We start from the raw sequence: 23,898 nt of genomic DNA on the forward strand, positions 1-23,898 counted from the left end.
CACACCGCAAGGTGTGGGCCTCCCTGCTTGTCCCAGCGTGTCGAGGCACAGCCTCAACGGCTGACCTCGATCGCGATCTTGCCGCGCACGTGCCCGCCCTGGCTGACCTCGAACGCCTTGGCCACGTCCTCCAACGGGAAGACCTCCGCGACCGGGACGGTGAGCTTGCCGGCGTCCGCGAGGTCCGCGAGCGCCTGCAGGTCGGCTGCGTCGGGTCGCGCCCACGAGGCAATGCCCCCGGCCCCGGCCACGGTGCCGTCGGCGATGGAGCCGTGGCGACCGCCCTCCTTGAGGACCGCCTTCGTCGTCTCGAGCACTCCGCCGACGAAGTCCACGACGACGTCGACGCCCTCGGGCGCAAGGTCACGGACACGCTCGGCCAGCCCGTCGGCATACGAGATCGGTTCGACTCCGAGACCACGGAGGAACTCGTGGTTGCCCTCGGACGCAGTGCCGATGACCCGCGCGCCGAACGCCTTCGCGATCTGGACGCCGAGGATGCCGACGCCGCCCGCGGCCGCGTGGACGAGCACCGTGTCGCCCGCCTTCGTGCCAAGTCGCGTGAGGAGCTGGTATGCCGTGAGTCCAGCGAGTGGGAGCCCTGCGGCCTCGTTCCAATCGAGGGCGGCAGGCTTGCGCGCGACCATGCGCACGGAGGCGCTGACGAGCTCGGCGAAGGTGCCCTGCTGGACCCAGTCCTTGCGGGCGTACGCAATGACCTCGTCACCGACGGCGAACTCCGGGGTGTCCGGACCGATGGCCTCGACGACACCGGAGACGTCCCAGCCCGGGATCGCCGGGAAGTCCACCTGCATGAGGCCGTCGAGATAGCCCGCGAGAACCTTCCAGTCGACCGGGTTGACCGAGGCGCTGCGCACTCGGATGAGGACCTCTCCCGGCCCGACCCTGGGGTCGGGCACGTCGGTGAGGGTGAGGGTGTCGGGGGCGCCGTACTGGCTGTAGGTGATGGCTTGCATGCTCGGGGCAACGCCGTGACCAGTCGCTCGCATTCCACCTAGATGGCAGGAGCCGCGTCAGCTGTGACGCACGGCTGCTCTCACCACTGGCAGCGCCTGCACATAGCGCTCCATGAACGCGGTGAAGCCGCGGACGTCCTCGGGCTGGGGGTCCACCGTGGACAGCACGGCGTCGGCGAAGACCTCGGTGTCGAGGAAGGCCGCGAGCCCGTCCGGGTGTCCCCCCTGCTGACTGAAGGCGGCGAGGACCGCGATCCCCCAGGCTCCGCCCTCGGCGGCCACGTCACCCACGGCGACGGGGGTGTCGAGGGCGCCGGCGAGCAACGCCTGTGCGACACCGGCGGTCTTGAAGAGCCCGCCGTGCGCGAACAGGCGCTCCAGCTGCATGCCCTCCTCCCGCTGCAGCACGTCCATGCCCAGCCGGAGCGTGGCGAGAACGGCATACAGCTGCGTGCGCACGAAAGTCCCGAGGTCCAGGGCGCTCCCCGGCGTGCGGAAGAACAGGGGCCGCCCCTCCTCGAGGCCGGTGATCGGCTCACCCGAGAGGTAGTTGAAGGCCATGAGGCCGTCACCGTCGGGGGCCGCGTCGCGGGCCGAACGCAGGAGCACCTCGAAGACCGCGCCGGTCTCGAGGGGCGTGCCCGCGGCTCGGGCGAACTGGGCGAACAGGCCCGCCCAGGCGTTGAGCTCGCTGGCGCCGTTGTTGCAGTGCACCATCGCGACCGGGTCGCCGGCCGGGGTGGTCACCAGGTCGATCTCGCGGTGCGCACGGTCGAGCGGGCCCTCGAGCACCGCCATGGCAAAGATGCTCGTCCCGGCGCTGACGTTGCCGGTGCGCGGAGCCACCGAGTTCGTTGCCACCATGCCCGTGCCGGCGTCACCCTCGGGCGGGCACATCACGGCACCGGGAGCGAGCACTCCGGTGGGGTCCAGCAGGAGTGCACCCTTGGCGCTGAGGGCGCCGGCCGCCTGACCCGCCACCAGCACGGGCGGCAGGAGGTCCGCGAGCTTCGCCGCGAGCGCGCTGTCGGCTGCGAGCCGGTCGAACTCGTCGAGCATCGCCGCGTCATAGCCACCCGTGGTGGTGTCAATGGGGAACATGCCGCTGGCATCGCCGACACCGAGGGACCGCTCACCGCTGAGCTGCCAGTGGACGTAGCCGGCCAGCGTGGTGAGGTGCGCGATCGCGGGCAGGTGGGGCTCGTCGTCGAGAACGGACTGGTAAAGGTGGGCAACGCTCCAGCGGTGCGGGACGTTGGCGCCGAACGCGGCGCTGAGGGCCTCAGCGGCGCGACCGGTGTTGGTGTTGCGCCATGTCCGGAAGGGCGTGAGCAGCTCGCCGTCGGCGTCGAGGGCCAGGTAGCCGTGCATCATCGCCGAGATCCCCAGCCCGCCCACGGACGCCAGCTGGACGGCATACGTGCGTCTCACATCGGCGGCCAGAGCGGCGTAGCACTGCTGCAACCCGGCCCACACCGCGTCCATGGAGTAGGTCCACACACGGTCGACGAACTGGTTCTCCCACTCCGCCGTCCCCACCGCCAGGGGGCGGTGGTCCGAGCCGATGAGCACGGCCTTGATCCTCGTCGAGCCCAGCTCGATGCCCAGGGTCGTCCGGCCCTCGCGGATCTCGGCGGCGAGGTCTGCGGTCACGCCGGACCGGGCCGGGTCGAGAGGGTCCACCGCGTGTGCGCCTGGTAGGTCTCCCCCGGTCGGAGCACTGTCGACGGGAACTGGGGCTGGTTGGGTGCGTCGGGGAGCTGCTGGGTCTCGAGGCAGATCCCGTCGCCCTGCCGCAGCAGCGTGCCACCACGACCGAGCAGCGCGCCGTCGAGCCGGTTGCCGGTGTAGACCTGAAGCGAGGGCTGGTCGGTGGCGACCTCGAGGGCCCGGCCGCTGTCGGGGTGCTCCAGCCGGGCGACCGTCCTGTCGCCGCTGCCAGCCAGGACGTAGGTGTGGTCGATCCCGCTGACGACCGCCACCTGCGGGTGCCCGGCCCTGACCCGGTCGCGCAGCGGGACTGACGTCGTGAGGTCCAGCGGCGTGCCGGTCACGGACTCGACCGCGCCCTCGGGCACGGAGCGCGAGTCCACCGGGAGGTAGCCATCCGACCGGACCGTGAGGCGGTGCGCGTCGACACCCCCACCGCCGGGCCCCCCGAGGTCGAAGTAGGCGTGGTTGGTGAGGCTGACGACGGTCGGGGCGTCCGTCGTGGCCTCGTAGGTGAGCACGACCGAGTCGCCCTCGAGCGCATAGGTGGCTGTCACTGTCAGCTCGCCGGGGAAGCCCTGGTCGCCGTCGGGGCTCACGAGCCGCAGGGTGATGCTGCTCGGCGTCGCGTCCAGGACCGACCAGAGCCGGGCATGGAACCCGTCCACGCCGCCGTGCAGGCAGGTTGGGCCCTCGTTCGCGCTGAGGTTGTGGCGGGTGCCGTCGAGGACGAACGACGCGTCGGCGATCCGGTTCGCGTAGCGCCCGACCGTGGCCCCGAGGTAGGGGTTGGCCGCCTGCACGTAGCCCTCCACGTCGTCGAAGCCGAGGGTGAGCTCGACGAGCTCGCCCCGCGCGTCCGTGACGCAGAGGCTCTGCAGGGTGGCCCCGAGGTCGAGCACCACGAGCTGGAGCCCGCGGTCGTTGGTCAGGGTGTGTGCGGTGACGACCTCGCCCGAGGGCAGGGTGCCGAAGTTCACAGGCATGGGGATAGTCCCTCCGCTGGTCTAGAGCCGGGCCGCAAGGCGATGGTATGCCGCGGTCCACCGGAGCTCGCGACGCACCGAGTCGGGGGTCGCGTCGGCGTCGATGACGACGAGCTCGGTGCCGATGATCTCGGCGAGGTCCCGGAACTCCTGGGTCGTCAGGGCCGACGAGAGCACGGTGTGGTGCGGGCCGCCCGAGAGCAGCCAGCACTCGGCCGACGTCGACAGACTCGGCCGCGGCTCCCAGACCGCACAGGCGACCGGGAGCTTTGGCAGGGCATGGTCGGGCTCGACGACCTCCACCTCGTTGAGGGTGAGGCGGAAGCGGTCGCCCATGTCGCTGATCCCGACGATGACCGCAGGTCCGGGCGCCCCGGTGAACCGCAGGCGCACGGGGTCCTCGCGGTCCCCGATCCCCAAGGGGTGGATCTCCAGCGACGGCCTGGCGCTGGCGATGGTCGGGCAGACCTCGAGCATGTGCGCGCCGAGGATCTTCTCCTCCCCCGGGACCAGGTGGTACGTGTAGTCCTCCATGAAGCTGGTGCCGCCCTCGACACCCTCGGCCATGACCTTGGCGGCGCGGAGCACGACCGAGGTCTTCCAGTCGCCCTCGCCGCCGAAGCCGTAGCCGTCGGCCATCAGCCGCTGGACGGCCAGGCCAGGCAGCTGGCGCAGCCCACCGAGGTCCTGGAAGTTGGTGGTGAAGGCGCGGAAACCGCCGTCGGTGAGGAAGGTGCGCAGCCCGGCCTCGATGCGGGCTCCATAGCGCAGCGACTCGTGGCGATCACCCCCCGGGCGCAGCTCGGCCGCGACGTCGTAGGCCTCGAGGTACTGGTCCACGAGGTCGCCGACGGCTGCATCGGGGACCTGGTCGACGACCTCGACGAGCTCGTTGACGCCGTAGGTGTTGATGGAGACGCCGAAGCGGAGCTGGGCCTCGACCTTGTCGCCCTCGGTGACCGCGACGTCACGCATGTTGTCGCCGAAGCGGGCGAGCTTGAGCGTCCTCAGCTCGTGCGCCCCCCGGGCCGCACGGGCCCACGTCGCCACCCGGTCGACCACGACGGGGTTGCCCACGTGACCGGCGATGATCTTGCGGGCCACGCCCAGGCGCGCCCCGATGTAGCCGAACTCCCGGTCGCCGTGGGCGGCCTGGTTGAGGTTCATGAAGTCCATGTCGATGGTCGACCACGGCAGCTCGGCACCGGCCTGCGTGTGCAGGTGGAGCATCGGCTTGCGCAGGGCGTCCAGGCCCGCGATCCACATCTTGGCCGGCGAGAACGTGTGCATCCAGGTGATGACGCCCACGCAGTTCGGCGCGGCGTTCGCGGCCAGGATCTGCGCGTGGATGGCTGCGGAGTCGGCGAGGATCGGCTTCCACACGACGCGGGCGGGGATCGCACCACTGGCGTCGAGCTCCTTGACGATCGCCTGCGACTGCTCGGCGACCTGGCGCAGCGTGTCCTCGCCGTAGAGGTGCTGGCTCCCCGTGAGGAACCAGAGCTCGGGCTGCGCGGACGTGTCGGTGGTCATCGGATCTCCTCGTGGTGGCGTGCGGTCGGACGGGTCATCGCTGCCCGTAGACGTTCTGGTAGCGGTCGAACAGTGCGTCGACGTGGTGCTGCGCGATGGGGAGGGGATCCCCCAGCTGGCGCGAGATGTGGACCGTGCGGGCGACGTCCTCGCACATGACGGCGGCCTTCACGGCGCTGCGAGCGTCCTTGCCGATCGTGAACACGCCGTGGTTGCGCATGAGGACTGCCGGAGAACGACTGTCCTGCAACGTCTCGACGATGCCGCGGCCGATCGACTCGTCCCCGATGAGGGCGAACGGGCCGACCGGCACCTCGCCGCCGAACTCGTCGGCCATCATCGTGAGCACGCAGGGAATCGGCTCGCCGCGCGCGGCCCAGGCGGTCGCGTAGGTCGAGTGGGTGTGCACGACCCCTCCCACGTGCGGCATGTGCCGGTAGACGTAGGCCTGCGCGTCGGTATCCGAGGAGGGTGCGTGGTCACCGTCGACGACGGCACCGTGCAGGTCGCAGACCACCATGGAGCCGGCGGTGAGGTCCTCGTAGGCGACCCCGGACGGCTTGATGACCATGAGGTCGCGACCCGGCACCCGGGCGGAGACGTTGCCGGCGGTCCAGACCACGAGCTGGTACCTCGTGAGCTCGGCGTGCAGCCCGGCGACCTCGGCCCGCAGGCGGGAGAGCGTGTCGCGGACCTCGGACAGGACGGTCACGATGCCAGCTCCGGACGGCGAGCTGTGCTGTCGCGCACCACGAGAACCGGTTGGAGCAGGGGCGACGGGGTCAGCTCGCCGTCCTGCATCGCCTCCTGGATCACCTCGATGGCGCGACGTCCGACGGCCGGGAAGTCCTGGCGCACGGTGGTGAGCGGGGGGATGAGGTACTCGGCCTCGGGGATGTCGTCGAACCCCACGACGCTGATGTCGCTGGGCACGCGGCGGCCCCGCTCGTGCAGGGCCCGGAGGATGCCGACGGCCATCTGGTCGTTGGCAGCGAACACCGCTGTCACGTCCGGCATCGCGCAGACGGTCAGCCCTGCGGCATACCCGCTTTGTGAGCTCCAGTCCCCGACGATCGGTTCGGCGGGACGCACGCCGGCGTCCAGCAGGGCGCCGCGCCAGCCCTCGAGTCGGGCTCGCGCCTCGGTCCAGTCAAGCGGTCCACTCACGTGGACGATCTCGCGGTGACCAAGGTCGAGCAGGTGCTGGGTCGCCATTCGGGCCCCGGCGACCTGGTCGACACCGACGGTCAGCGCCCCCTTGCTGAGGTCGCCCTCGACGACGACGAAGGGGATGCCGGATCGTTGTGCCCGCACCATCTCGAGGGCGGCGTCATGGCCGGCGATCATGACGATGCCCTCGACCCCGACGGTCATCAGGTGCTCTATGGCGCCGTCCAGTGACTCCCGGGTCATCTCGGCGAGGTTGACCGAGCTGGCGAAGAAGCCGGCCTCGCGAGCCGCCTGCTCGACGGTGCGGTGAATGCTCGTCGGCCCGAACTCCACGACCGCCGTGCCGATGATGCCGATGATGCCGGTGCGACCCCGCACGAGCGCGCGGGCAGCGGTGTTGGGGCGGTAGCCGAGGCGCTCGATCGCTGCGAGCACCTTGTCGCGGGTCTCGGGCCGCAGCTTGGACGACCCGTTGATCACCCTCGACACCGTCTGGTGCGACACCCCCGCGAGCCGGGCGACATCGGCCATGACCGGGGCCTTCATCGTGTCGGTCACGGCTGCCTCCGGACGATGATCCGTTGCATCACGATGAACATCAGGAGCAGGGTGCCGATTGCGATCTTGGTCCACCATGAGCTGAGTGTGCCTTGGAAGGAGATGAGGGTCTGGATCACGCCGAGGACCATGACCCCGAGGACGCTGCCCGCCACATAGCCCACACCTCCGGCCAGCAGCGTGCCGCCGATGACAACGGCGGCGATGGCGTCCAGCTCCATGCCGACGGCGTGCAGTCCGTAGCCCGAGAGCATGTAGAGACTGAACAGCAGGCCTGCGATCGCGGAGCAGAGACCACTCACGACATACACGCCGACCTTGACCTTGGCCACCGACAGGCCCATGAGCATCGCCGAGGACTCGCTCCCACCGATGGCGTATGCCGTGCGTCCGAAACGCGTCCGGTGCAGGACCCAGGCCCCCACCGCTACGACGACCAGGGCCATGATGACGCTCCACGTGATCGACACCCCTCCCGGGAGGGGAATCGCGGCCGTCGCCAGGTCGCGAAAGCTCGGGTCCTTGATCGGGACCGACTCCACCCCGACGACGAAGCACAGCCCGCGGGCGAGGAACATGCCGGCGAGGGTGACGATGAAGGGCTGGATCTCGAAGTAGTGGATCACCAGCCCCATCAGCAGCCCGAAGGTCGAGCCCATCGCGAGGACGAGCAGCACCACGACCGGCGCGGACCAGCCTGCTTGGAGCAGGGCTGCCGTCACCATCGTGGACAGGGCGACGACTGCACCCACGGACAGGTCGATGCCGCCGGTCAGGATGACGAAGGTCATGCCGACCGCGAGCACGATGAGGAAGGCGTTGTCGATGAACAGGTTGGCGACGACCTGACCCGACGCAAAGCCCTCGAACCGTGCTGACCCTGCCCCGAAAAGGACGAGGAAGAGGATGAAGGTGGCCAGGGTGGGCAGGATGCGTGCTGGCACGGTGCGCCCGGTGACGTGGGCCAGCTGGGCCGTGCGCTGCCGGAGAGAGATGGGGGCAGCGGTCATGACTGGACTGCCTTCCGACTCGGGACGGCGGCGGTTGCGCCGACCGAGTCACGATGGATGGGTTCCGGTGGGGGACTGCTGGCGGGTGGGGCCAGGGGGGCGGTGGGCGTGTCGCGCGGACCGCGGCTACCCCGACTACCCCGGGTGAGCAAGGCCCGGAACTTGGGCGCCTGCAGCAGACACACGGTGACCACCACGACCGCCTTGAACACCAGGGTGATCTCGGGTGCGATGCCCATGCTGTAGACCGTCGTCGTGAGCGTCTGGATCGTCAGGGCGCCGATCAACGTGCCCGTGAGGCTGTAGCGCCCACCCGCCAGGGACGTGCCACCGATGACGACGGCCAGGATGGCGTCCATCTCGATCCACAGCCCGGCGTTGTTGGCGTCTGCTGCGCTGACGTTGGAGCTGATCATCAGGCCTGCGACTCCGGCGCACAGACCCGCGAAGACATACACGGTCCACCGGATCGTGCGCGCGTGAATACCGGTGAGGCGACTGGCTTCCGGATTGACGCCGACGCTCTCGATCAGCAGACCCAGGGCGGTCCGCCTCGTGATCAGCGCCACCCCGATGAGGACTGCGAGCGCGATGAGGATCGAGACGGGCAGGATGAGGAATCCGGCACCGACCGTCCGGTATGCCGTGTTGTTCACCGTGATGATCTGCCCATCCGTGATCAGCATGGCGATCCCTCGGCCGGCGGTCATGAGGACCAGGGTGGCGATGATCGGTTGGATCCCCAGGACCGCTACGAGGAAGCCGTTCCAGACGCCGAGGACGACGCACAGTAGAAGGGCGATTCCCATGCCGATGAGCGCGGTCTGTGCGCTTGCGGGATCAGGTGCTCCGGCGATGTAGGTGCAGGTGACGGCACCCGAGATGGCGACGACGGCGCCGACGGAGAGGTCGATCCCCCGGGTCGCGATCACCAGGCACATGCCCAGGGCGATGAGCAGGGTCGGTGCCCCGTTCTTGAGGATGTCGATGAGGCTGCCGTAGAGGTGCCCGTCCTGCATGCGGAGCGAGAGGAACGAGGGCCGCACGACGGCGTTCGCGACGAGGAGGGCGATGAGGGCGAGCAGGGGCCAGAGCAGCCCGCTGCTGCGCAGTCTGTCGATGCGCCGTTCGGTCATCATGACGCCACCGCCGTTCGATCGTCACCGTGGCATGCGGGTTCGTCGACCTGCGCGATCAGGTGCATGATCTCGTCCACCGTCGCCTTCTCGTCGAGCTCGGCGACCTTCGCGCGGTCCTTCATGACGACGATGCGGTGGCTCAGGCGGACGACCTCTTCGAGCTCGGCCGAGATGTAGACCACTGCCATGCCCTGCGTGGCCAGTTCTGCGACCAGCTTCTGGATCTGGGCCTTGGCTCCGACGTCGATCCCCCGGGTGGGTTCGTCGAGGATGAGGAGTGCCGGCTCGATGACGAGCCACCGCGCCAGGAGGACCTTCTGCTGGTTCCCTCCGGAGAGCCGTCCGACGATCGCGTCAGGATCGGCCGGGCGGATGTCGAGGGCGGTGATCCACTTGTCGACGATCTCGTCCTTGGTGCGTCGAGAGAGCGGCCGCGCCCACCCACGAGAGGCCTGGAGGGCGAGGACGATGTTGTCGCGAATGCTGAGGTCGGCGATGACACCCTCCCCCTTGCGGTCCTCGGAGCAGAACGCGATCCCCGCGGCGATCGCAGCTCGAGGTGTGCGGATGGCTCGCAGTTGGCCGTCGATCTCGATCTCACCCGTGTCGGCGCGGTCGGCACCGAAGAGGAGACGGGCCACCTCGGTGCGCCCGGACCCGAGAAGCCCCGCCAGACCGACGACCTCCCCACGGTTGACGTGGAAGTCGAGGGGGGCCACCGAGCCCTTGCGGCCCAGTCCCCGTGCCCGGATCACCGGCACCTGCGAGGCCTGGTCGGCCGCCTGCTCGGCGATGCGTTCGACCTCGGCCAGCTCGCCGAGCTCGCGGCCGACCATGAGCGACACGAGCTGGATGCGGCTGAGTTCGGAGGTCCGGTACTCGCCGACGAGCTTCCCGTTGCGCAGCACAGTCATGCGGTCGGAGATCTCGTAGACCTGCTCGAGGAAGTGTGAGACGAAGAGGATGGCGACTCCCTTGTCCCGAAGCACACGCATGATGCGGAAGAGCTCGGCAACCTCGTCCTTGTCCAGGCTGGAGGTCGGCTCGTCGAGGATGAGGACCTTCGCGTCCACCGCGACGGCCCGCGCGATCGCCACCAGCTGCTGGATGGCGATGGGGTGCTGCGCCAGGACGGATCCCGGGTCGATGTCCAGGCCCATGTCGGTCAGGAGCTGCGCGGCGCGGCGGCGGGTCGCGCCGCCATCGATTGCCCCGAACCGACGAGGCTCACGACCGAGGAGGATGTTCTCGGCCACGCTCAGGTTGGGGCAGAGGTTGACCTCTTGGTAGACGGTGCTGACGCCGTGCTGCTGGGCGTCGCCGGGCCCGGAGAAGGACACGGTGCCTCCTTCGAGCTGGATGCTCCCGGCTGTCGCTCCATAGACGCCCGTGAGGACCTTGATGAGGGTCGACTTGCCGGCGCCGTTCTCACCCATGAGGGCATGGACCTCTCCGGGGAGCAGGCGAAAGGCCACGTCGTCGAGAGCCCTGACGGCGCCGAACTGCATGTGGATCCCGCTCATCCGGATCACCGGTGCGAGAGCATCCGGTGGGCCTTCGGTCGTCGGGGTGGTCATCAGTGGTCCTCCGTGGAACGTCGTCGGTCGGAAGGAATCAACCAGCTCAGGTCTGGCGCGCCTCCTCCGCCGCCGCGAGTGCGGCGGAGGAGGCGTGGGTGGAACTTCGCGCTCAGTACTTGCGGGTCGGCAGCGCGGCCTTGGCCTGCGCCTGGTCGAACGCGCTCTCCTCGGTCACGACGCGCTCGGGAACGGTCTCACCGGCGAGCACCTTCTTGGAGAGATCCATCAGCTGGTCGCCGAGCAGCGGGCTGCACTCGACGATGTAGTTGATCTTGCCGTCAGCCAGGGCCTGCATGCCGTCCTTGACCGCGTCGATGGTGATGATCTTGATGTCCTTGCCGGGCACCTTGCCGGCCGCCTCGATGGCCTCGATGGCACCCAGGCCCATGTCGTCGTTGTGGGCGTACACGACGTCGATGTCAGGGTTGGACTTCAGGAAGGCCTCCATGACCTGCTTGCCGCCGGACCGGGTGAAGTCACCCGTCTGTGAGGCGATGACCTTGATCTGCGGGTTGGCCTTGATGGCCTCGGCGAAGCCCTCCTTGCGGTCGATGGCAGGAGCGGCGCCCGTGGTGCCCTGGAGCTCGACCACGTTGACCGCACCTGCGCTGCCGGAGTCCTTCACCAGCCACTCGCCGGCCTTCTTGCCCTCGAGGACGAAGTCGGACCCGAGGAAGGTCTTGTAGAGCGTCTTGTCCTCGGAGTCGACGGCGCGGTCGGTGAGGATGACGGGGATCTTCGCGCGCTTGGCCTCGAGCAGGATGGTGTCCCAGCCGGTCTCGACGACAGGGCTGAAAGCGATGACGTCGACCTTCTGCTGGATGTAGCTGCGGATCGCCTTGATCTGGTTCTCCTGCTTCTGCTGCGCGTCGGAGAACTTGAGCGTGACGCCTGCGGCCTTTGCGGACTCCTGGATGGACTTGGTGTTGGCGGTCCGCCAGCCGGACTCAGCGCCGACCTGAGCGAAGCCCATGACGATCTCGTCGTTGCCCGCGGCGGCGCTCGCTTGACTTCCCGAGTCCGAACCACAGGCCGTGAGGGAGGCGACGAGAGCGATGCTCGCGGCCACCGGAAGGAACTTCTTGAACACTGGTGCCTCCATTTGTGTGACGCCGTCGTTGGCGTCGCCCATGCGGTCGAACCGAGGTTGCCGCCGTGGCATCGTCGCCACGTTGAAATTGAGTGTGAGCGTTAACATCTGGCCTGTCAAGGGTCAGTTACAACTAGTTACAGCCCTGCTGACGCCAAGAAGATCCATGACTCGTGCTTGCATGTTAACGCGCACGCTGGCTCATATCTCGTCCATGACCGGGTCTGCTCGAACGCTCCGACAGGGTCGGGACGACCCCACCTTCAGGCACCGGACGACACAGTGCCGCATGTCAGAAGCCTCGGGGAATGCGTTATAGTTCTGGCACGCCAGGGCAACCTGGCGATCTGTTTGAGCAGGCCAGGTCGCGCCCCGCGTCCCCTGTGACAACACGGCCAGGTAGCTCAGTTGGTACGAGCGTCCGACTGAAAATCGGAAGGTCGACGGTTCGACCCCGTCCCTGGCCACACCACGAAACCGCAGGTATGCCGTCCCGGCACCTGCGGTTTCGTTTTGGTCGGGGCGGCGTGCCACGACCCTTGCTTCACGGCGCAGTCGGCGGTTGCGCCATTCCTCTGACACCGGACCCGCATGAGGTCCAAGATGGATCTGGCCAAGCGCACACGGGGGCGTGAGGAGGACCAAGTGCTGTTCCACATCACCCAGGTTCACAGTCCCGAGCTCTGCCCGAGGGACGAGGGCGGCTCCAACTCGCTCTATGACGCCACGACCGAGGGTGTGACGGTGATCGGTCGCTACGGCGCGAACGCCCAGCACACCCTCTTCCTGGTGGTGGAGGCTGACGACGTCAACGCCGTCCACAAGTTCCTGTGGCCCGGTTTCACGCGCTGTACGAGCATCGTCACGCCGGTGAGCGAGGTCCCGGTCCCGAAGGACTGAGTGGCCCGGCCGCGGCGACAACACCGCATACGTGGGTATGCCGTCCCGTCACCTTCGGTGGCGCCGATCCGACGAACCCAGCCCTGCGGCATACGCAGAAGGTCTGCGCTCGAAGAGCGTTACAAGGCAGCGACGAAGCTGGCGAGGATCACCAGTGGCAGGGAGACGACCGCTCCCAGCGATGTCGCGAGGGTGAGGGTCTTGAGAGTGCCCTTGGTGGAGAGATCGAGCAGGCCCCTGAACATCCAGAAGAAGTTGCTGTTCACGTGGAGGGCGAACATGGCACCCGACGCGATCGCCAGGGCGATGACCACGGGGTCGACTCCCATCGAGCCCACCACGGGCCCGATGATGCCGGCGGCCGTGATGGCACCAACCGACACCGAGCCGATGGCGAAGTGCAGGAGGGCGGCGATGAACCAGGCAAGCAGAATGCTGAGGATCACCGGCGCGTTCGCGTCGGCGGAGAACAGGCTCTTGAGGGTGTCCTGCATGCCGCTCTCGGCGATGACGGCACCGAGCGAGCCGCCGACGCCAGTGACGAGCAGGATCTCGCCGGTGGTGTGGAACCCGGAAGTGAGGACCGAGCTGACACCGTCCGCACCCAAACCCCTGCGAACCATGACGAAGGCGATCAACAGGCCGATGAAGAGCGCGATGTTGGCGTCCCCGAGGAACTCCAGGACCGAGTTCGACACGTCGGCGAGGTCGGCGATGGCTCCCGTCGCGATGAGGACCAGGGGCACGAGGATCGGCAGGAGGCGGACCAACAGCGGCAGCCGAGAGATGCTCTCTGCGTGCGGCACGTCCTCGGTCTCGTCGTGCGGTCGGCCGTCCACGAGGACCGCATCCGAGTCGTAGTCCGTCTCGTCGTTCCAGAACCCGCGACTGAGGATGAGCCGGAAGAGGAGGGTCGTGATGAGTGCGGTCGCGAGTCCGATGGGCAGCCCATAGAGCAGGTAGGTGCCGAGCGGCACCTCCATGAGCCCAGCAACGGCCACCGCCGCGAGACCCGGAACGACGAAGACGTAGCCGGCGAAGATGCCGATCCCCAGCGCCCCGGCGAGCCACGGGAGCCCGATCTTGCGGTCGACTGCGGGTGCCGACTCACGGGCCATCGGGGCGGCCAGCACGACCTGCACGTCGACATAGATCGAGGGGAAGATGACCGCGAGCGTCCCTGCCATGGCGTAGGGCAGCTTGCCCCCGACACGGCGCGCGATGATCGCGACGAGATCACTGAAGGTGCCCATCGAGTGGAGCAGCGCCCCGATGAGGACACCGAAGCCGATGAGGAGTCCGACCTCGGCCATGATCTCGCCGAAGCCACCGGTGATCTGCTTGATGGTGCCCTCAGAACCCTGTCCGGTGGCGAGCCCGAGATAGACGCACGCCAGCAACAGTGAGATCACCGGATCGACCTTGAACCGGATGATGAGCAGGATGGCCGCAAGAATCGCGATGGCCGAATGCAGGATCTCCACGCTGAGTCCTCGTCTGGAGCGGTCACCCATCGCGCCGGTTGGTGGTCCGACAGGTGTCGGGTGTTGAACTGGGTGGCCCGACCACCCTAGAGGTCGCCCCGGGTTACCCGCCGGAGGCCATTCCGACTTTCGCGTGCGAGCGGGGCAGTGCCCCGGACCACCCTTGCGGCCCGGGGCACTGCGCTGCACTGCTGAATTGTCGAAATGCGTTGCCAGCGGTCAGGCTGCCGGCTCGTGCTGGTGGTCCTCCACGGGGTGCGGCTTGCCGGACTTGCCTGCACTGCGCGCACCGTTGATCGCCTGCGTGCTCTGGGCCAAGGTGATCGCAGCGTGCGCGATCGCGTTGCTGTTGATGTCCAGGGCTTCGGCATTGACGTTGCTGATGTCGTCGCCCACCGCGTGATAGTTCACGTCGTAGGCGACGCCAGCCTGGCCACCGAACAGGGCTGCTTCCTCGGCGGTCTTGAGCTGCTCTGCACCGGTGAACAGACCCGAGGCGGGGACACCATTGACGATGAACGCCTGGTAGTCCGAGCGACCAGAGAACTCCGTGTCGACCCAAGGCTGCCCGACCGAGTCGAAGTAGTCCGTGAGGACGTCTTCGGTCTGGATCGAACCCTCCGGCACCGTCACGGGCGCGGGGTAGGTCGACTCATCGGCGTCGTAGACCCCGATCTGGTAGTTCGGCGAAGCGACCATGTCGAAGTTGAGGTAGGTCGCGATCTTGTCGAGTGCAGCGGGGTTGTTGGTGACGAGGTCGTTCACGTAGTGCGTCGAGCCGATGAGGCCGGCCTCTTCAGCACCCCACCACGCAAAGCGCACCTTGTTGTTGAGCTTGTTGACCTTGGCGAGCTGCACCGCTGTCTCGAGGATCGCCGCCGAGCCGCTGCCGTTGTCGTTGATGCCTGCGCCGTCCCGCACGCTGTCGAGGTGGGCGCCCATCATCACGACGTTGTCGGCGCGACCAGACTTGGTCTCGGCGATGACGTTGAAGGTCGGCCGGTTCTCGATCGGCGCGGCGTAGACACGGGCGACGGTGGTTGACGGGTCAGCCAGGTCGGCTCCGGTGGCGAACGACGCGCCGACGACAGGGATGTCCACGTCGAAGGTGCCGAGTGTGCCGACAATCAGCGCCGACCGTTCCGGGGTGTTGCCCTGGTTGAAGATGATGACCCCGGCTGCGCCCGCCGCTTCGGCGTTGTCCGCCTTGAGTCCGAAGTCGCAGGACCCACGCTGCACGAGCGCGATGTTGCCAACCGGGAAGCCGGCGAAGTCCGCAGCCTCACAGCCAGACGTGCTCGCTCGTGGGGGCACGAGGTTGATGTCGACAGGGGTCACCGTCGCGGTGACGTCGCCGGCGCCCGAGCCCGTGAAGGAGTCCGTCACATAGGTCGTCGGGGTCGGCGAGATCTGCTGCAGGGCGCCCTGCTCCTGGTAGGCGAAGTCGAAGTACTGGCGCCGCGTCTCATATCCCGCGGCCTGCAGAACCTGTTCGACGTAGGCGCCGGAAGCGTCGTATCCCGACGTGCCCGCTTCGCGGTTGCCGTCGTTGGCGTCGGCGATCTCCTGGAACGCCTCCAGGTGGTCCATGACTCCTTCGAGAGTCACCGCTTGGGTGAACTTCTTGGAGTTGTTGGGGTTGCCCGCCGAGGCGGGCCCCCCAGCGGCGACGAGGCTTGTCACCAGCCCCACGGCAGCAACTGCAGCCAGAGAAGTACGTCGTTGTACTCGCAAGGTGTTCCTCCTGATAGTAGGCCCGGAGGTGACCGCGCCTTGGCCAGAGGCTATGGCCCGGACGCGCTACAAGGAATAGCCCAGTAGGGCCTTGACGCCTGCTCGCGGATGCTGTTTGGCGAGCTGGACTCAGCGCGGGGCGGTGAAGCGCTGGAGGAAGGCCGACAGCAGTCGAGCCGAGTCCTCTCGCGGGAGCACTTCGATGAGGGACAGGACCGTTGTGAGGTCGAGGTCGCCTCCCGCTCTGGCTCCGTCCGCAAGAGCCACAGGATCGGGTATGCCGGTGTGAGACAACGCTTCCGGGCTCGGCAACGCGTGTCCCCGGACGGCGTCCGCGGCCTCGATGAGCGCGGGCACCAGCTCCCCCAGCAAGCCCTCGGTCACGGGAGTGATCGTCAGGTGAGCCGTGTGCGGGACCCGGGTCCCATCGGACTGCGTCATCGCCGGCTGTCCCTGCAGGACGAACCCGCGTTCGGCGACGGCAGCCGTCCAGAGGAGCGGGTCGACCTGGTGCTCAACGGCCACGGCGTCGTCTGCCGCAACAGCGACGAGCGGCCCCTGCCGCTCCCCCAGAACCCGCAGCCCGTGGATCCCGCCGACTCCCTCGACCACGGCGGACGTGGCGGCGACGACGGGACGGGTGAGGGCGGCATACCCGCCTGTTCCGAGGGTCTGGACCACGGCCCAGGCCGCGGCCAACGACGTCGCTGACCGCGTGCCGAGCATCGTCGGGTTGACGACGGGGTAGCCGAGCCAGTCGGTGATGGCGAAGTAGCGCGCGAGGTCGAGCTCACTGTCGGCGAAGAGGAGCAGCGACGCACCCTTGGGGACGTAGCCGTACTTGTGGATGTCGGCGCTGATGCTGCTCACGCCGCGCCCGCGAAAGTCCCACTGCGGCAAGGGTTCTCCCCCGGCCTGCTCCCAGAACGGCAACACCCAGCCACCGACACAGGCATCCACGTGACACGGGATCCCACGATCCGCGGCAGCACCCGCCACCTCGCTGACGGCATCGATGACCCCGTGCGGATAGGACGGTGCCGACACGACGACAAGGGCGACGTCCGGTCCGAGGGCCGCGACCATTGCCGCCGCCGGTGCGCGGCCCGATGTCACGTCCACGGGCAACACACTCACGTCGAGTCCGAAGTAGTGGGCGGCCTTGTGGAAGGCCGCATGCGTCGACGCGGACACCACAAGACGCGGCCTTCCCTCCCCGCCGCGCGCCACCCAGAGGTCGCGCGCAGCCTTCACGGCGAGCAGGCAGCTCTCAGTCCCACCTGAGGTGACCGATCCGGTGGCCGAAGGCCCGTGCAGCATCGTCCGGCCAAAGGCCACGAGGTCGGACTCCATCAGCGCCACTGAGGGGAAGGTCGTCGGGTCGAGTCCGTTCACCGGTTGGAGGAGCCGCATCGCCTGTGCCGCAACCTCATCGAGTTCGGGTCGACCATGGTCATAGACATAGGACAGGACGCGTCCACCGTGCGTTGGGGCATCGTGCTCGCGATAGGCACGCAGCCTTCCCAGCACCTCGTCAGGGTGTGTTGACTCATGCTCCATCGAGGAGCACCTCCGGTTCGACATACTTGCGCAGTGCCACGATCGAGATGACGGCCAGGACCGCTGGCACCAGCGTGAAGGCGAGCCCCATGGCGACCTCGGCGCCGCGCGGCTGGGCCACGGGATCACCCGTGCTCGACACGAATCCACTCACGGCCAGCATGAGCAGCACGATGCCCGGGCCGAGGGCGAGACCCGCGGTCTCCAGTGCCGTCCACACCCCGCTCATCGCGCCACCCCGGGCCCGCCCTGCCTCCTCGATCACATCGGGAAGCATCGCCAGGGGGAAGAGCTGCATCCCGGCATACGCGACACCGCCGACCGCCAGAGCGAGGACCGACAGCCACGTCCACTCGAGCGAGAGGGCCGGGACCTGCACCACGCAGGCGAGCACGAAGAGCCAGGACGACGCGAGGTATGCCGCCCGCTTGCCTCGCGCTGCTGCATAACGTTTCCAGGCCGGCATGACGACGAGCGCAGGCGCGACGACAGCCGCGAACAACACGCTCACCAGGGACTGGGAGCCAAGGAGATAGGTCGCGACATACTGCGCTGCCGCGAGGACGATGCCCGTGGCCAGCGCCTGGATGACGAAGACGACGAGCAGCGCACGGAAGCGCGGCAAGTCTCGGATGGCGTCCAATCCCGCACGCAGAGATGAAGATTCGGTGGTTCCACCCACGCGGCTCTCGTGCCCTCGCAGGCTGGCGACGGTCGCGAGCATGCCGACTGACAGCACGAGCGCCGAGACGACTGCCATGACCAGATAGCCGGAGCGACCGCCGCCAAGGGCGTCGCGAATGCCCGGGGCACCGGCACCGAACGCGAGGATCGCCAGCGCCAGCACCCCGACGCGCCACGCCATCATGCGGGTGCGCTCGGTGTAGTCGTTCGTGAGGTCGGCGGGCGCCGCGATGTAGGGCACCTGAAAGAAGCTGAATGAGGTTGTCGCGAGGACGAATGCGGCAACGACCCAGAGCGCGGCTGCGCCTGAGCCGAAGCCCGACGGAACGGCGAACATCGCAATGAAGCCCACCGGCAGCGTCAACGCGCCGAGCAGCATGAGCCGGTGGCGTGACCCGTGGGCGGCCACCTCACGATCGCTGCGCGCCCCGATCGCCGGGTCGATGACGACGTCCCACACCTTGGGGACGAGGACGACGACGGCCGCCAGCGCCGCAGTGACTCCCAACGTGTCGGTGAGGTAGTAGGCGAGGACAAGGCCCGGCAGGGTCCCGAAGCCGCCCGTCCCAACACTGCCCGCGGCATATCCCGCTGTCTGGGCGCGGGTGAGGCGTTCGCGAGGCATGCAACGCAGTATGTCCGGCGACGCCCCCGAAACCGACCGTTTCCGGTCAGGCGACCTGGATCGACCGGATCGAGTTGCTGAAGCGGAACTTGTCGATGACCGTCGTCGACTCCGGTCGCCCACTGTCGGTCGCCGCCCCCAGAGTGAGGAGCAGCGGGACATAGTGATCGGCAGTCGGGTGGGCGACGGCCGCACCGGGCCCCTTTGCCAGGTAGTCGGTGAGCGCATCGACGTCACCGCGACCGAGTGCATCGGCCACCCACTCGTCGAACGCGGTGGTGTGACCTGCGAGCCGAGGGTCACGCATGGCCGCGAAACTGTGCGTCATGAAGCCGGAGCCCATGACGAGGATCCCCTCCTCGCGCAGCGAACGCAGCCGCTGGCCCAACGCGTGCAACGCCGTCGGGTCGAGGCTAGGCATGCTCAGCTGCACGACAGGGACGTCGGCCGCGGGGTACATCGCCATCATCGGGATGAAGGCGCCGTGGTCGAGCCCGCGGTCGACGTCTTGGTGGATCGGCGTCACGCCGCCGAGCGTCCCTACAAGACGGCGGGCGAGGTCGCTCGCGTCAGGGGTGGCGTACTGGAGGGTGTAGTACTTCGGGTCGAAACCACCGAAGTCGTAGACCAGCGGCGTGCCTGCTGCGGCACCAGAGATCGCCACTGGTGCGTTCTCCCAATGGGCCGACACAATGACGACCGCGCGCGGCTTCGGCATGCTCTGCGACCACGCGAAGAGTTCGGCGAGCCACTCCGGGTCGTCGAGGGTGGGCGGCGCTCCGTGACTCACGAAGAGGGCGGGCATCGCCCCGTCCTCGGAGGTCCACAGGCGCTGGGCACGAGCCTGCTCGACCACGCGGTCGTGCAGATCCTCGTAGGCACCGGCGGGTTGGCCGAGCCGGCTCGGGCCAGGAGAGTTGGGCGTCATCGTGATGACCTTTCAGGCAGGTTCATGAGATGTCTCGAGTCAGTGAGGAGCGACGTGCTTCACTTGCACCTTGAAGTAACAATAGAGTCAATGACTTCACGGTGCAATTCATTCCCCGGCCCGTCAGCCCGTGCGCAGAACTAGGATCGGGGCCATGTCCAGCCCGCCACACGAACGCGCCACGTCCCCTGAGGACGCTGTGCCCTGGCTCGATGACGATGAGCGGGATGCCTGGATGGCCCTCGCCGGCCTCATGGTCCGCCTCCCCGCGGCGCTCGACCGCCAGCTCCAGACAGAATCGAACCTGAGTCACTTCGAGTACCAGGTGCTTGCCGGCCTTTCCGACGCGCCCGACCGGACCCTGCGGATGAGCGCCCTGGCCACGCTGACGGAGGGCCAGCTTCCCCGCCTCTCCCAGGTGGCTGCCCGGCTCGAGAAGCGCGGTTGGCTCACTCGTCAGCCCGACCCGGCCGACGGCCGCTACACCCTCGCGACCCTCACCGATGAGGGCATGGCCTACCTCGTCGCCGCCGCCCCCGGTCACGTCCGCACGGTGCGACGTCTCGTTTTCGACTCCCTCACCACGACCCAGGTGCGTCAGCTGCGCGACATCGGCCGCAGTCTGGGCCGGGCCATCGCCGACGACGACGCCTGACGGAGCACGGCTCCGTCACCGGCCGGAGCCGGCTTCAGTGCCCCGCGTCGCTGCGCAGGAGCCGCCACCCGCCGGCCGCGACCGCTGCCACGGCCCACGTGACGAGCGTCAGTCGGGCCGACATCGGCGTCATGTCATCGAGCGGCCCCTCGCCGAAGATGAGGAAGAGCGCCCCGGAGCCAGGCAGCCGTGACGACACCGTGGGTGCCCACTCGAACGGCAGATTCCCCACGAGCAGTGGCAGCACGAGCAGCAGGGCGATGGCCAGCACGAGCGCGGCTGCGGTGCTGCGAGTGGCCAGGCCGAGCCCGATGCCCAGCAGCGCACCGCAGCCGATGACGATGACGAGGTCACCGAGGGACGCGAGCCCGTCAGCGAGCGGCAGGCCGATGTCGGGTGCGAGGGCCCACACCGCGACGCTCGCCGCCACGACGAGTGCGAGGCCGATGGCCGTAACCGTCAGGGCGATGACGGCGCAGCGAGCCGCGAGGAGCAGGCCACGCCGTGGCGTCCACTGCAGAGTCGGGACGATCGCGCCCGTCGCATGGTCGGAAGTGCTCGTCACCACTGACCACGCCACGGTCCCGAACAGGGCGAACATCGCCGTGAAGCGCGCGACGTCCCACGCCGACCCGTCATCCGGCGCGGAGTCCGGGTTGTTGGCGACGTCGATGCCTGAGAGCACGCCGAGCCCGACGATTGCGAGGCCGATGGCGCAGAGGAACACCCAGCTCGACCGAACGCTCCAGATCCGGCTCCACTCGGCGCGGCTCGCGCGGGCGAGCACGGTCGCACTCATCGCCCTGCCCCGTCCACAACGGTGTCGGGCACCTGTCCGCGGTGCTCGACGCTGCCCTCGGTCAACGAGAGATAGGCGTCCTCAAGGGACCGTTCCACCTCTGCGAGGTGATGCAGGGGTATGCCGTGTGCGTGCGCGAGGTCTCCGACCTCGCTCGCGAGCAGTCCGCTCACCTCCACCTCCTCAGGGCCCGGGTGGGTCACGACGGCATCCGGCCCCAGTGCCCCCACCAGCGCGTCCACCCGTGGCGTGCGCACCCGCACCCGTTGACCGCCCAACCCACGGAGCATGCCCGCGATGTCCGTGTCGGCGATGAGGCGCCCACGACCGATGACGACGACCCGATCGGCGATGAGCTGCATCTCGCTCATGAGGTGGCTCGACACGAGGACCGTGCGCCCCTCGTCGGCAAACCCCCTGAACAGGGACCGGATCCACCGGACGCCATCGAGGTCGAGCCCGTTGACCGGCTCGTCGAAAAGCAGCACCGGCGGGTCGCCCAGCAGCGCTGCGGCGATGCCCAGCCGTTGTCGCATGCCCAACGAGTAGCCCTTGACCCGACGACCGGCCGCGTTCTCGAGCCCCACCTGCTCGATGACCTCTTCAACCCGGGCGAGCGGAATTCCGTTGCTGCGAGCGCCGATCCGCAGATGGCCACGGCCCGTTCGTCCAGGGTGCATCGCTCCGGCGTCAAGAAGCGCCCCCACCTCTCGCAACGGTGCAGGGAAGTCGGTGTAGCGCCGCCCACCCACGGACGTCGCCCCGGCCGTCGGTCGGTCCAGCCCCAGGATCATCCGCATCGTCGTCGACTTCCCCGCACCGTTCGGCCCGAGGAAGCCGGTCACCTTCCCCGACTGCACGTCGAAGGTGAGGTCGTCGACCGCCCGCACACCGGCATACACCTTTGTCAGCCCGCTGACCCTGATCATCCCTAGCACCCTCTCCACCGCCGAACCCGACGTCACGGACGCTAGGGGCTGCGGCCCGGCCAGTGGGGGTGAGACGTGTGAAGGTTCCGTGCAGATGCCGATGGCCGCGGCGCACAAGTTCGGCTGCGGTTCACCCAGAGGTATGCCGTCCGTTCCACTTTGGTGTGCAGGCTGCGGCCATGACTTCCCGCCGATCCGTCCTGCCCGCGGTTGCGCTCGCAGGCGCTGCCCTCCTGGCCCCCACCATCGCCGCCGCCACACCTACAGGACCCGGCCGTCCCGTTCCGTCGCCCACGACTGCCAAGGTCCTCGGATTCTCGGTCCTGCCCACGCAGACCTACGTGCCCGGCAGTGAGCCTTCGGGGCACTGGACGACCGGCAACGCCGCTGTGCCTTCGCCCTACCCGGGCCAGCCGGTGCAGGGTTTCTCCGGCACGCACCGCAATGCCGACGGGTCCTACCTCGTGCTCAGCGACAACGGCTTCGGCGCCAAGACCAACAGCCAGGATGCGCTCCTCGCCCTCCATCGGATCCGGCCCAACACGAAGACGGGTGCCACGGCATACGAGACAACGCTTTTCACGTTCTCGGACCCGAAGCGGCTCATCCCGTGGCAGACGTGGCGTGACGGTGGCTGCGCGGCCGCGGCGTCGCTCCCGGCGGGCTACTCGTGTTCCACTCCCGACCGCAAGCTCACGGGTTGGGACTTCGATCCCGAGTCGCTGCAGGTCGGCACGGACGGCACCTACTGGGTGGGTGAGGAGTTCGGGCCCTACCTGCTGCACTTCGACGCCAAGGGCCAGCTGTTGGAGGCTCCCATCGCGACTCCCGGGGTGAAGTCGCCGTCGAACCCCACGCTCGGCTCGGCGACGCCGAACCTCGCCAATTCCAAGGGTTTCGAGGGCTTGGCGATCTCGCCCGACGGCCGCACGCTCTATCCGATGCTCGAGGGAGCGACCGCCGAGGACAAGGCCGCCAATCTCGCGAGCGACCTGCGCATCTATGAGGCGCCGATCGCCAAGGACGGCACGGCCGACTTCACCGGCGACTTCCGGCGCTACCGCATGGAGGACCCCGCCAACGCGCTCGGTGACTTCATTGCGATCAACAAGCACCAGTTCCTCGTCATTGAGCGTGACAACGGTCAAGGCCCGACCGCGGTGTTCAAGCGCATCTATCTCGTCGACACCCGCGGTGTGGCGGCCGGCGGCTACGTCAAGAAGACCCTGCTCGTCGACCTCATGAACGTCCCCAACCCCTCTGGGGCAGGCGGATTTGGCGATCCGTTCACCTTCCCGTTCTTCACGATCGAGGACGTCGAGATCGTCGACAACCGCACCATCGCGGTGATGAACGACAACAACTTCCCCGCTGCTGGCGGTCGCAGCACCACCGAGCCCGACCGCAACGAGTTCGTCCTCATCCGCCTCGGCTCGGCACTCCAGGTGGACCACCGACTGCTCTGAGATCTGGCGTCATCCGCGCTGATCCTGGTCCGCCGCGCTCCCATGGGTGCGCGGCGGACCAGGATCTGCGCCCCGGGTGCCGGACTAACGGTTGGCGATGCCGTCCAGTCGCAGCACGTCAGCCTCGTCACTGTGGGTGCCGGACGTGCCGACATGCTTGTCAGAGATGCCCGCGCCGTTCTTGATCACGTGCACGACGGCCATGCCATGGCCACGCCCGAGTCCGTGATCGTCGGCGAGCCAGGCAAGGATCTCGCCGGCCTTCGTCTCTGAGCCGAACCCGCGCGCGTGCGCTTGATCAACGAGCTCCTGCGGGGTGTGGCCGGTCTTCTTCTCGGCTGCATCGAGGTAGGCCTGGAACGACATGGTGACCCCTGGTGT

Annotated in this window: 21 protein-coding genes and 1 tRNA gene; 4 read left to right on the forward strand and 18 right to left on the reverse strand. The window is 68.3% G+C overall.

Features of this window, described 5'->3' with window-relative positions; all coding sequences use genetic code 11:
* Nucleotides 1-53 precede the first annotated feature (53 nt).
* The 10 genes from V6K52_RS17275 to V6K52_RS17320 form a co-directional block, all read right to left on the reverse strand.
* Nucleotides 54-977 (reverse strand): NADP-dependent oxidoreductase, encoded by a 924-nt coding sequence (locus V6K52_RS17275; RefSeq protein WP_353951352.1) that lies wholly within the window; start codon nucleotides 975-977, stop codon nucleotides 54-56.
* Nucleotides 978-1,034: 57 nt separating this feature from the next.
* Nucleotides 1,035-2,660: an FGGY-family carbohydrate kinase gene (locus V6K52_RS17280; protein ID WP_353951353.1), complete on the reverse strand. Its 1,626-nt coding sequence runs from the start codon at nucleotides 2,658-2,660 to the stop codon at nucleotides 1,035-1,037.
* Complete coding sequence (locus V6K52_RS17285; RefSeq protein ID WP_353951354.1) at nucleotides 2,627-3,673, reverse strand: aldose epimerase family protein; 1,047 nt, start codon at nucleotides 3,671-3,673, stop codon at nucleotides 2,627-2,629. Before V6K52_RS17285 ends, V6K52_RS17280 begins: the two co-directional genes overlap by 34 nt.
* A gap of 21 nt (nucleotides 3,674-3,694) precedes the next feature.
* On the reverse strand, nucleotides 3,695-5,206 hold the full coding sequence (araA, locus tag V6K52_RS17290; RefSeq protein ID WP_353951355.1) for an L-arabinose isomerase: 1,512 nt from the start codon (nucleotides 5,204-5,206) through the stop codon (nucleotides 3,695-3,697).
* 34 nt (nucleotides 5,207-5,240) lie between these two features.
* Nucleotides 5,241-5,918 (reverse strand): L-ribulose-5-phosphate 4-epimerase, encoded by a 678-nt coding sequence (locus V6K52_RS17295; RefSeq protein WP_353951356.1) that lies wholly within the window; start codon nucleotides 5,916-5,918, stop codon nucleotides 5,241-5,243.
* A complete protein-coding gene (locus V6K52_RS17300; RefSeq protein ID WP_353951357.1) occupies nucleotides 5,915-6,934 on the reverse strand; it encodes a LacI family DNA-binding transcriptional regulator in 1,020 nt (339 codons plus the stop codon). The genes V6K52_RS17295 and V6K52_RS17300 overlap by 4 nt, the downstream gene beginning before the upstream one ends.
* Nucleotides 6,931-7,944, reverse strand: a complete 1,014-nt coding sequence (gene yjfF, locus V6K52_RS17305; RefSeq protein WP_353951358.1) for a galactofuranose ABC transporter, permease protein YjfF — start codon at nucleotides 7,942-7,944, stop codon at nucleotides 6,931-6,933. Before yjfF ends, V6K52_RS17300 begins: the two co-directional genes overlap by 4 nt.
* Nucleotides 7,941-9,083, reverse strand: a complete 1,143-nt coding sequence (locus tag V6K52_RS17310; RefSeq protein ID WP_353951359.1) for an ABC transporter permease — start codon at nucleotides 9,081-9,083, stop codon at nucleotides 7,941-7,943. The genes yjfF and V6K52_RS17310 overlap by 4 nt, the downstream gene beginning before the upstream one ends.
* Nucleotides 9,080-10,660: a sugar ABC transporter ATP-binding protein gene (locus V6K52_RS17315; protein ID WP_353951360.1), complete on the reverse strand. Its 1,581-nt coding sequence runs from the start codon at nucleotides 10,658-10,660 to the stop codon at nucleotides 9,080-9,082. The genes V6K52_RS17310 and V6K52_RS17315 overlap by 4 nt, the downstream gene beginning before the upstream one ends.
* Before the next feature lie 112 nt (nucleotides 10,661-10,772).
* Nucleotides 10,773-11,825 (reverse strand): ABC transporter substrate-binding protein, encoded by a 1,053-nt coding sequence (locus tag V6K52_RS17320; protein WP_353953799.1) that lies wholly within the window; start codon nucleotides 11,823-11,825, stop codon nucleotides 10,773-10,775.
* A 321-nt stretch (nucleotides 11,826-12,146) separates the two neighbouring features.
* Here V6K52_RS17320 and V6K52_RS17325 point away from each other — a divergent pair.
* Nucleotides 12,147-12,220: transfer RNA gene (locus V6K52_RS17325), tRNA-Phe, on the forward strand.
* A gap of 136 nt (nucleotides 12,221-12,356) precedes the next feature.
* Nucleotides 12,357-12,653 (forward strand): DUF3303 family protein, encoded by a 297-nt coding sequence (locus V6K52_RS17330; protein WP_353951361.1) that lies wholly within the window; start codon nucleotides 12,357-12,359, stop codon nucleotides 12,651-12,653.
* Between the two features lie 119 nt (nucleotides 12,654-12,772).
* Here V6K52_RS17330 and V6K52_RS17335 read toward each other — a convergent pair whose 3' ends face one another.
* The 5 genes from V6K52_RS17335 to V6K52_RS17355 form a co-directional block, all read right to left on the reverse strand.
* Complete coding sequence (locus V6K52_RS17335) at nucleotides 12,773-14,137, reverse strand: SLC13 family permease (RefSeq protein ID WP_353951362.1); 1,365 nt, start codon at nucleotides 14,135-14,137, stop codon at nucleotides 12,773-12,775.
* A gap of 219 nt (nucleotides 14,138-14,356) precedes the next feature.
* Nucleotides 14,357-15,820, reverse strand: a complete 1,464-nt coding sequence (locus tag V6K52_RS17340) for a M28 family peptidase (protein WP_353951363.1) — start codon at nucleotides 15,818-15,820, stop codon at nucleotides 14,357-14,359.
* A 180-nt stretch (nucleotides 15,821-16,000) separates the two neighbouring features.
* Nucleotides 16,001-17,431: an aminotransferase class V-fold PLP-dependent enzyme gene (locus V6K52_RS17345; RefSeq protein WP_353951364.1), complete on the reverse strand. Its 1,431-nt coding sequence runs from the start codon at nucleotides 17,429-17,431 to the stop codon at nucleotides 16,001-16,003.
* Complete coding sequence (locus V6K52_RS17350; RefSeq protein ID WP_353951365.1) at nucleotides 17,421-18,740, reverse strand: MFS transporter; 1,320 nt, start codon at nucleotides 18,738-18,740, stop codon at nucleotides 17,421-17,423. Before V6K52_RS17350 ends, V6K52_RS17345 begins: the two co-directional genes overlap by 11 nt.
* Nucleotides 18,741-18,786: 46 nt before the next feature.
* Nucleotides 18,787-19,668 (reverse strand): class III extradiol ring-cleavage dioxygenase, encoded by an 882-nt coding sequence (locus V6K52_RS17355; protein WP_353951366.1) that lies wholly within the window; start codon nucleotides 19,666-19,668, stop codon nucleotides 18,787-18,789.
* A gap of 154 nt (nucleotides 19,669-19,822) precedes the next feature.
* Here V6K52_RS17355 and V6K52_RS17360 point away from each other — a divergent pair, with 154 nt between their 5' ends.
* Entirely contained in the window at nucleotides 19,823-20,323 is a 501-nt protein-coding gene (locus V6K52_RS17360) for a MarR family transcriptional regulator (RefSeq protein WP_353951367.1), read from the forward strand.
* A 34-nt stretch (nucleotides 20,324-20,357) separates the two neighbouring features.
* Here the strand turns inward: V6K52_RS17360 and V6K52_RS17365 are convergent, their stop codons facing one another.
* Nucleotides 20,358-21,122 carry a hypothetical protein gene (locus V6K52_RS17365; RefSeq protein WP_353951368.1) on the reverse strand — a complete coding sequence of 255 codons (765 nt, stop codon included), beginning with the start codon at nucleotides 21,120-21,122 and terminating at the stop codon, nucleotides 20,358-20,360.
* Complete coding sequence (locus V6K52_RS17370; protein ID WP_353951369.1) at nucleotides 21,119-22,051, reverse strand: ATP-binding cassette domain-containing protein; 933 nt, start codon at nucleotides 22,049-22,051, stop codon at nucleotides 21,119-21,121. The genes V6K52_RS17365 and V6K52_RS17370 overlap by 4 nt, the downstream gene beginning before the upstream one ends.
* Before the next feature lie 179 nt (nucleotides 22,052-22,230).
* Between V6K52_RS17370 and V6K52_RS17375 the strand changes: the two genes are divergently transcribed.
* On the forward strand, nucleotides 22,231-23,517 hold the full coding sequence (locus V6K52_RS17375; RefSeq protein ID WP_353951370.1) for an esterase-like activity of phytase family protein: 1,287 nt from the start codon (nucleotides 22,231-22,233) through the stop codon (nucleotides 23,515-23,517).
* 84 nt (nucleotides 23,518-23,601) lie between these two features.
* Here V6K52_RS17375 and V6K52_RS17380 read toward each other — a convergent pair whose 3' ends face one another.
* Nucleotides 23,602-23,883, reverse strand: a complete 282-nt coding sequence (locus tag V6K52_RS17380) for a DUF4287 domain-containing protein (RefSeq protein WP_353951371.1) — start codon at nucleotides 23,881-23,883, stop codon at nucleotides 23,602-23,604.
* Between the last annotated feature and the right edge of the window lie 15 nt (nucleotides 23,884-23,898).

The organism is Knoellia sp. S7-12 (assembly GCF_040518285.1).
In the GTDB taxonomy this organism is placed as follows: domain Bacteria; phylum Actinomycetota; class Actinomycetes; order Actinomycetales; family Dermatophilaceae; genus Knoellia.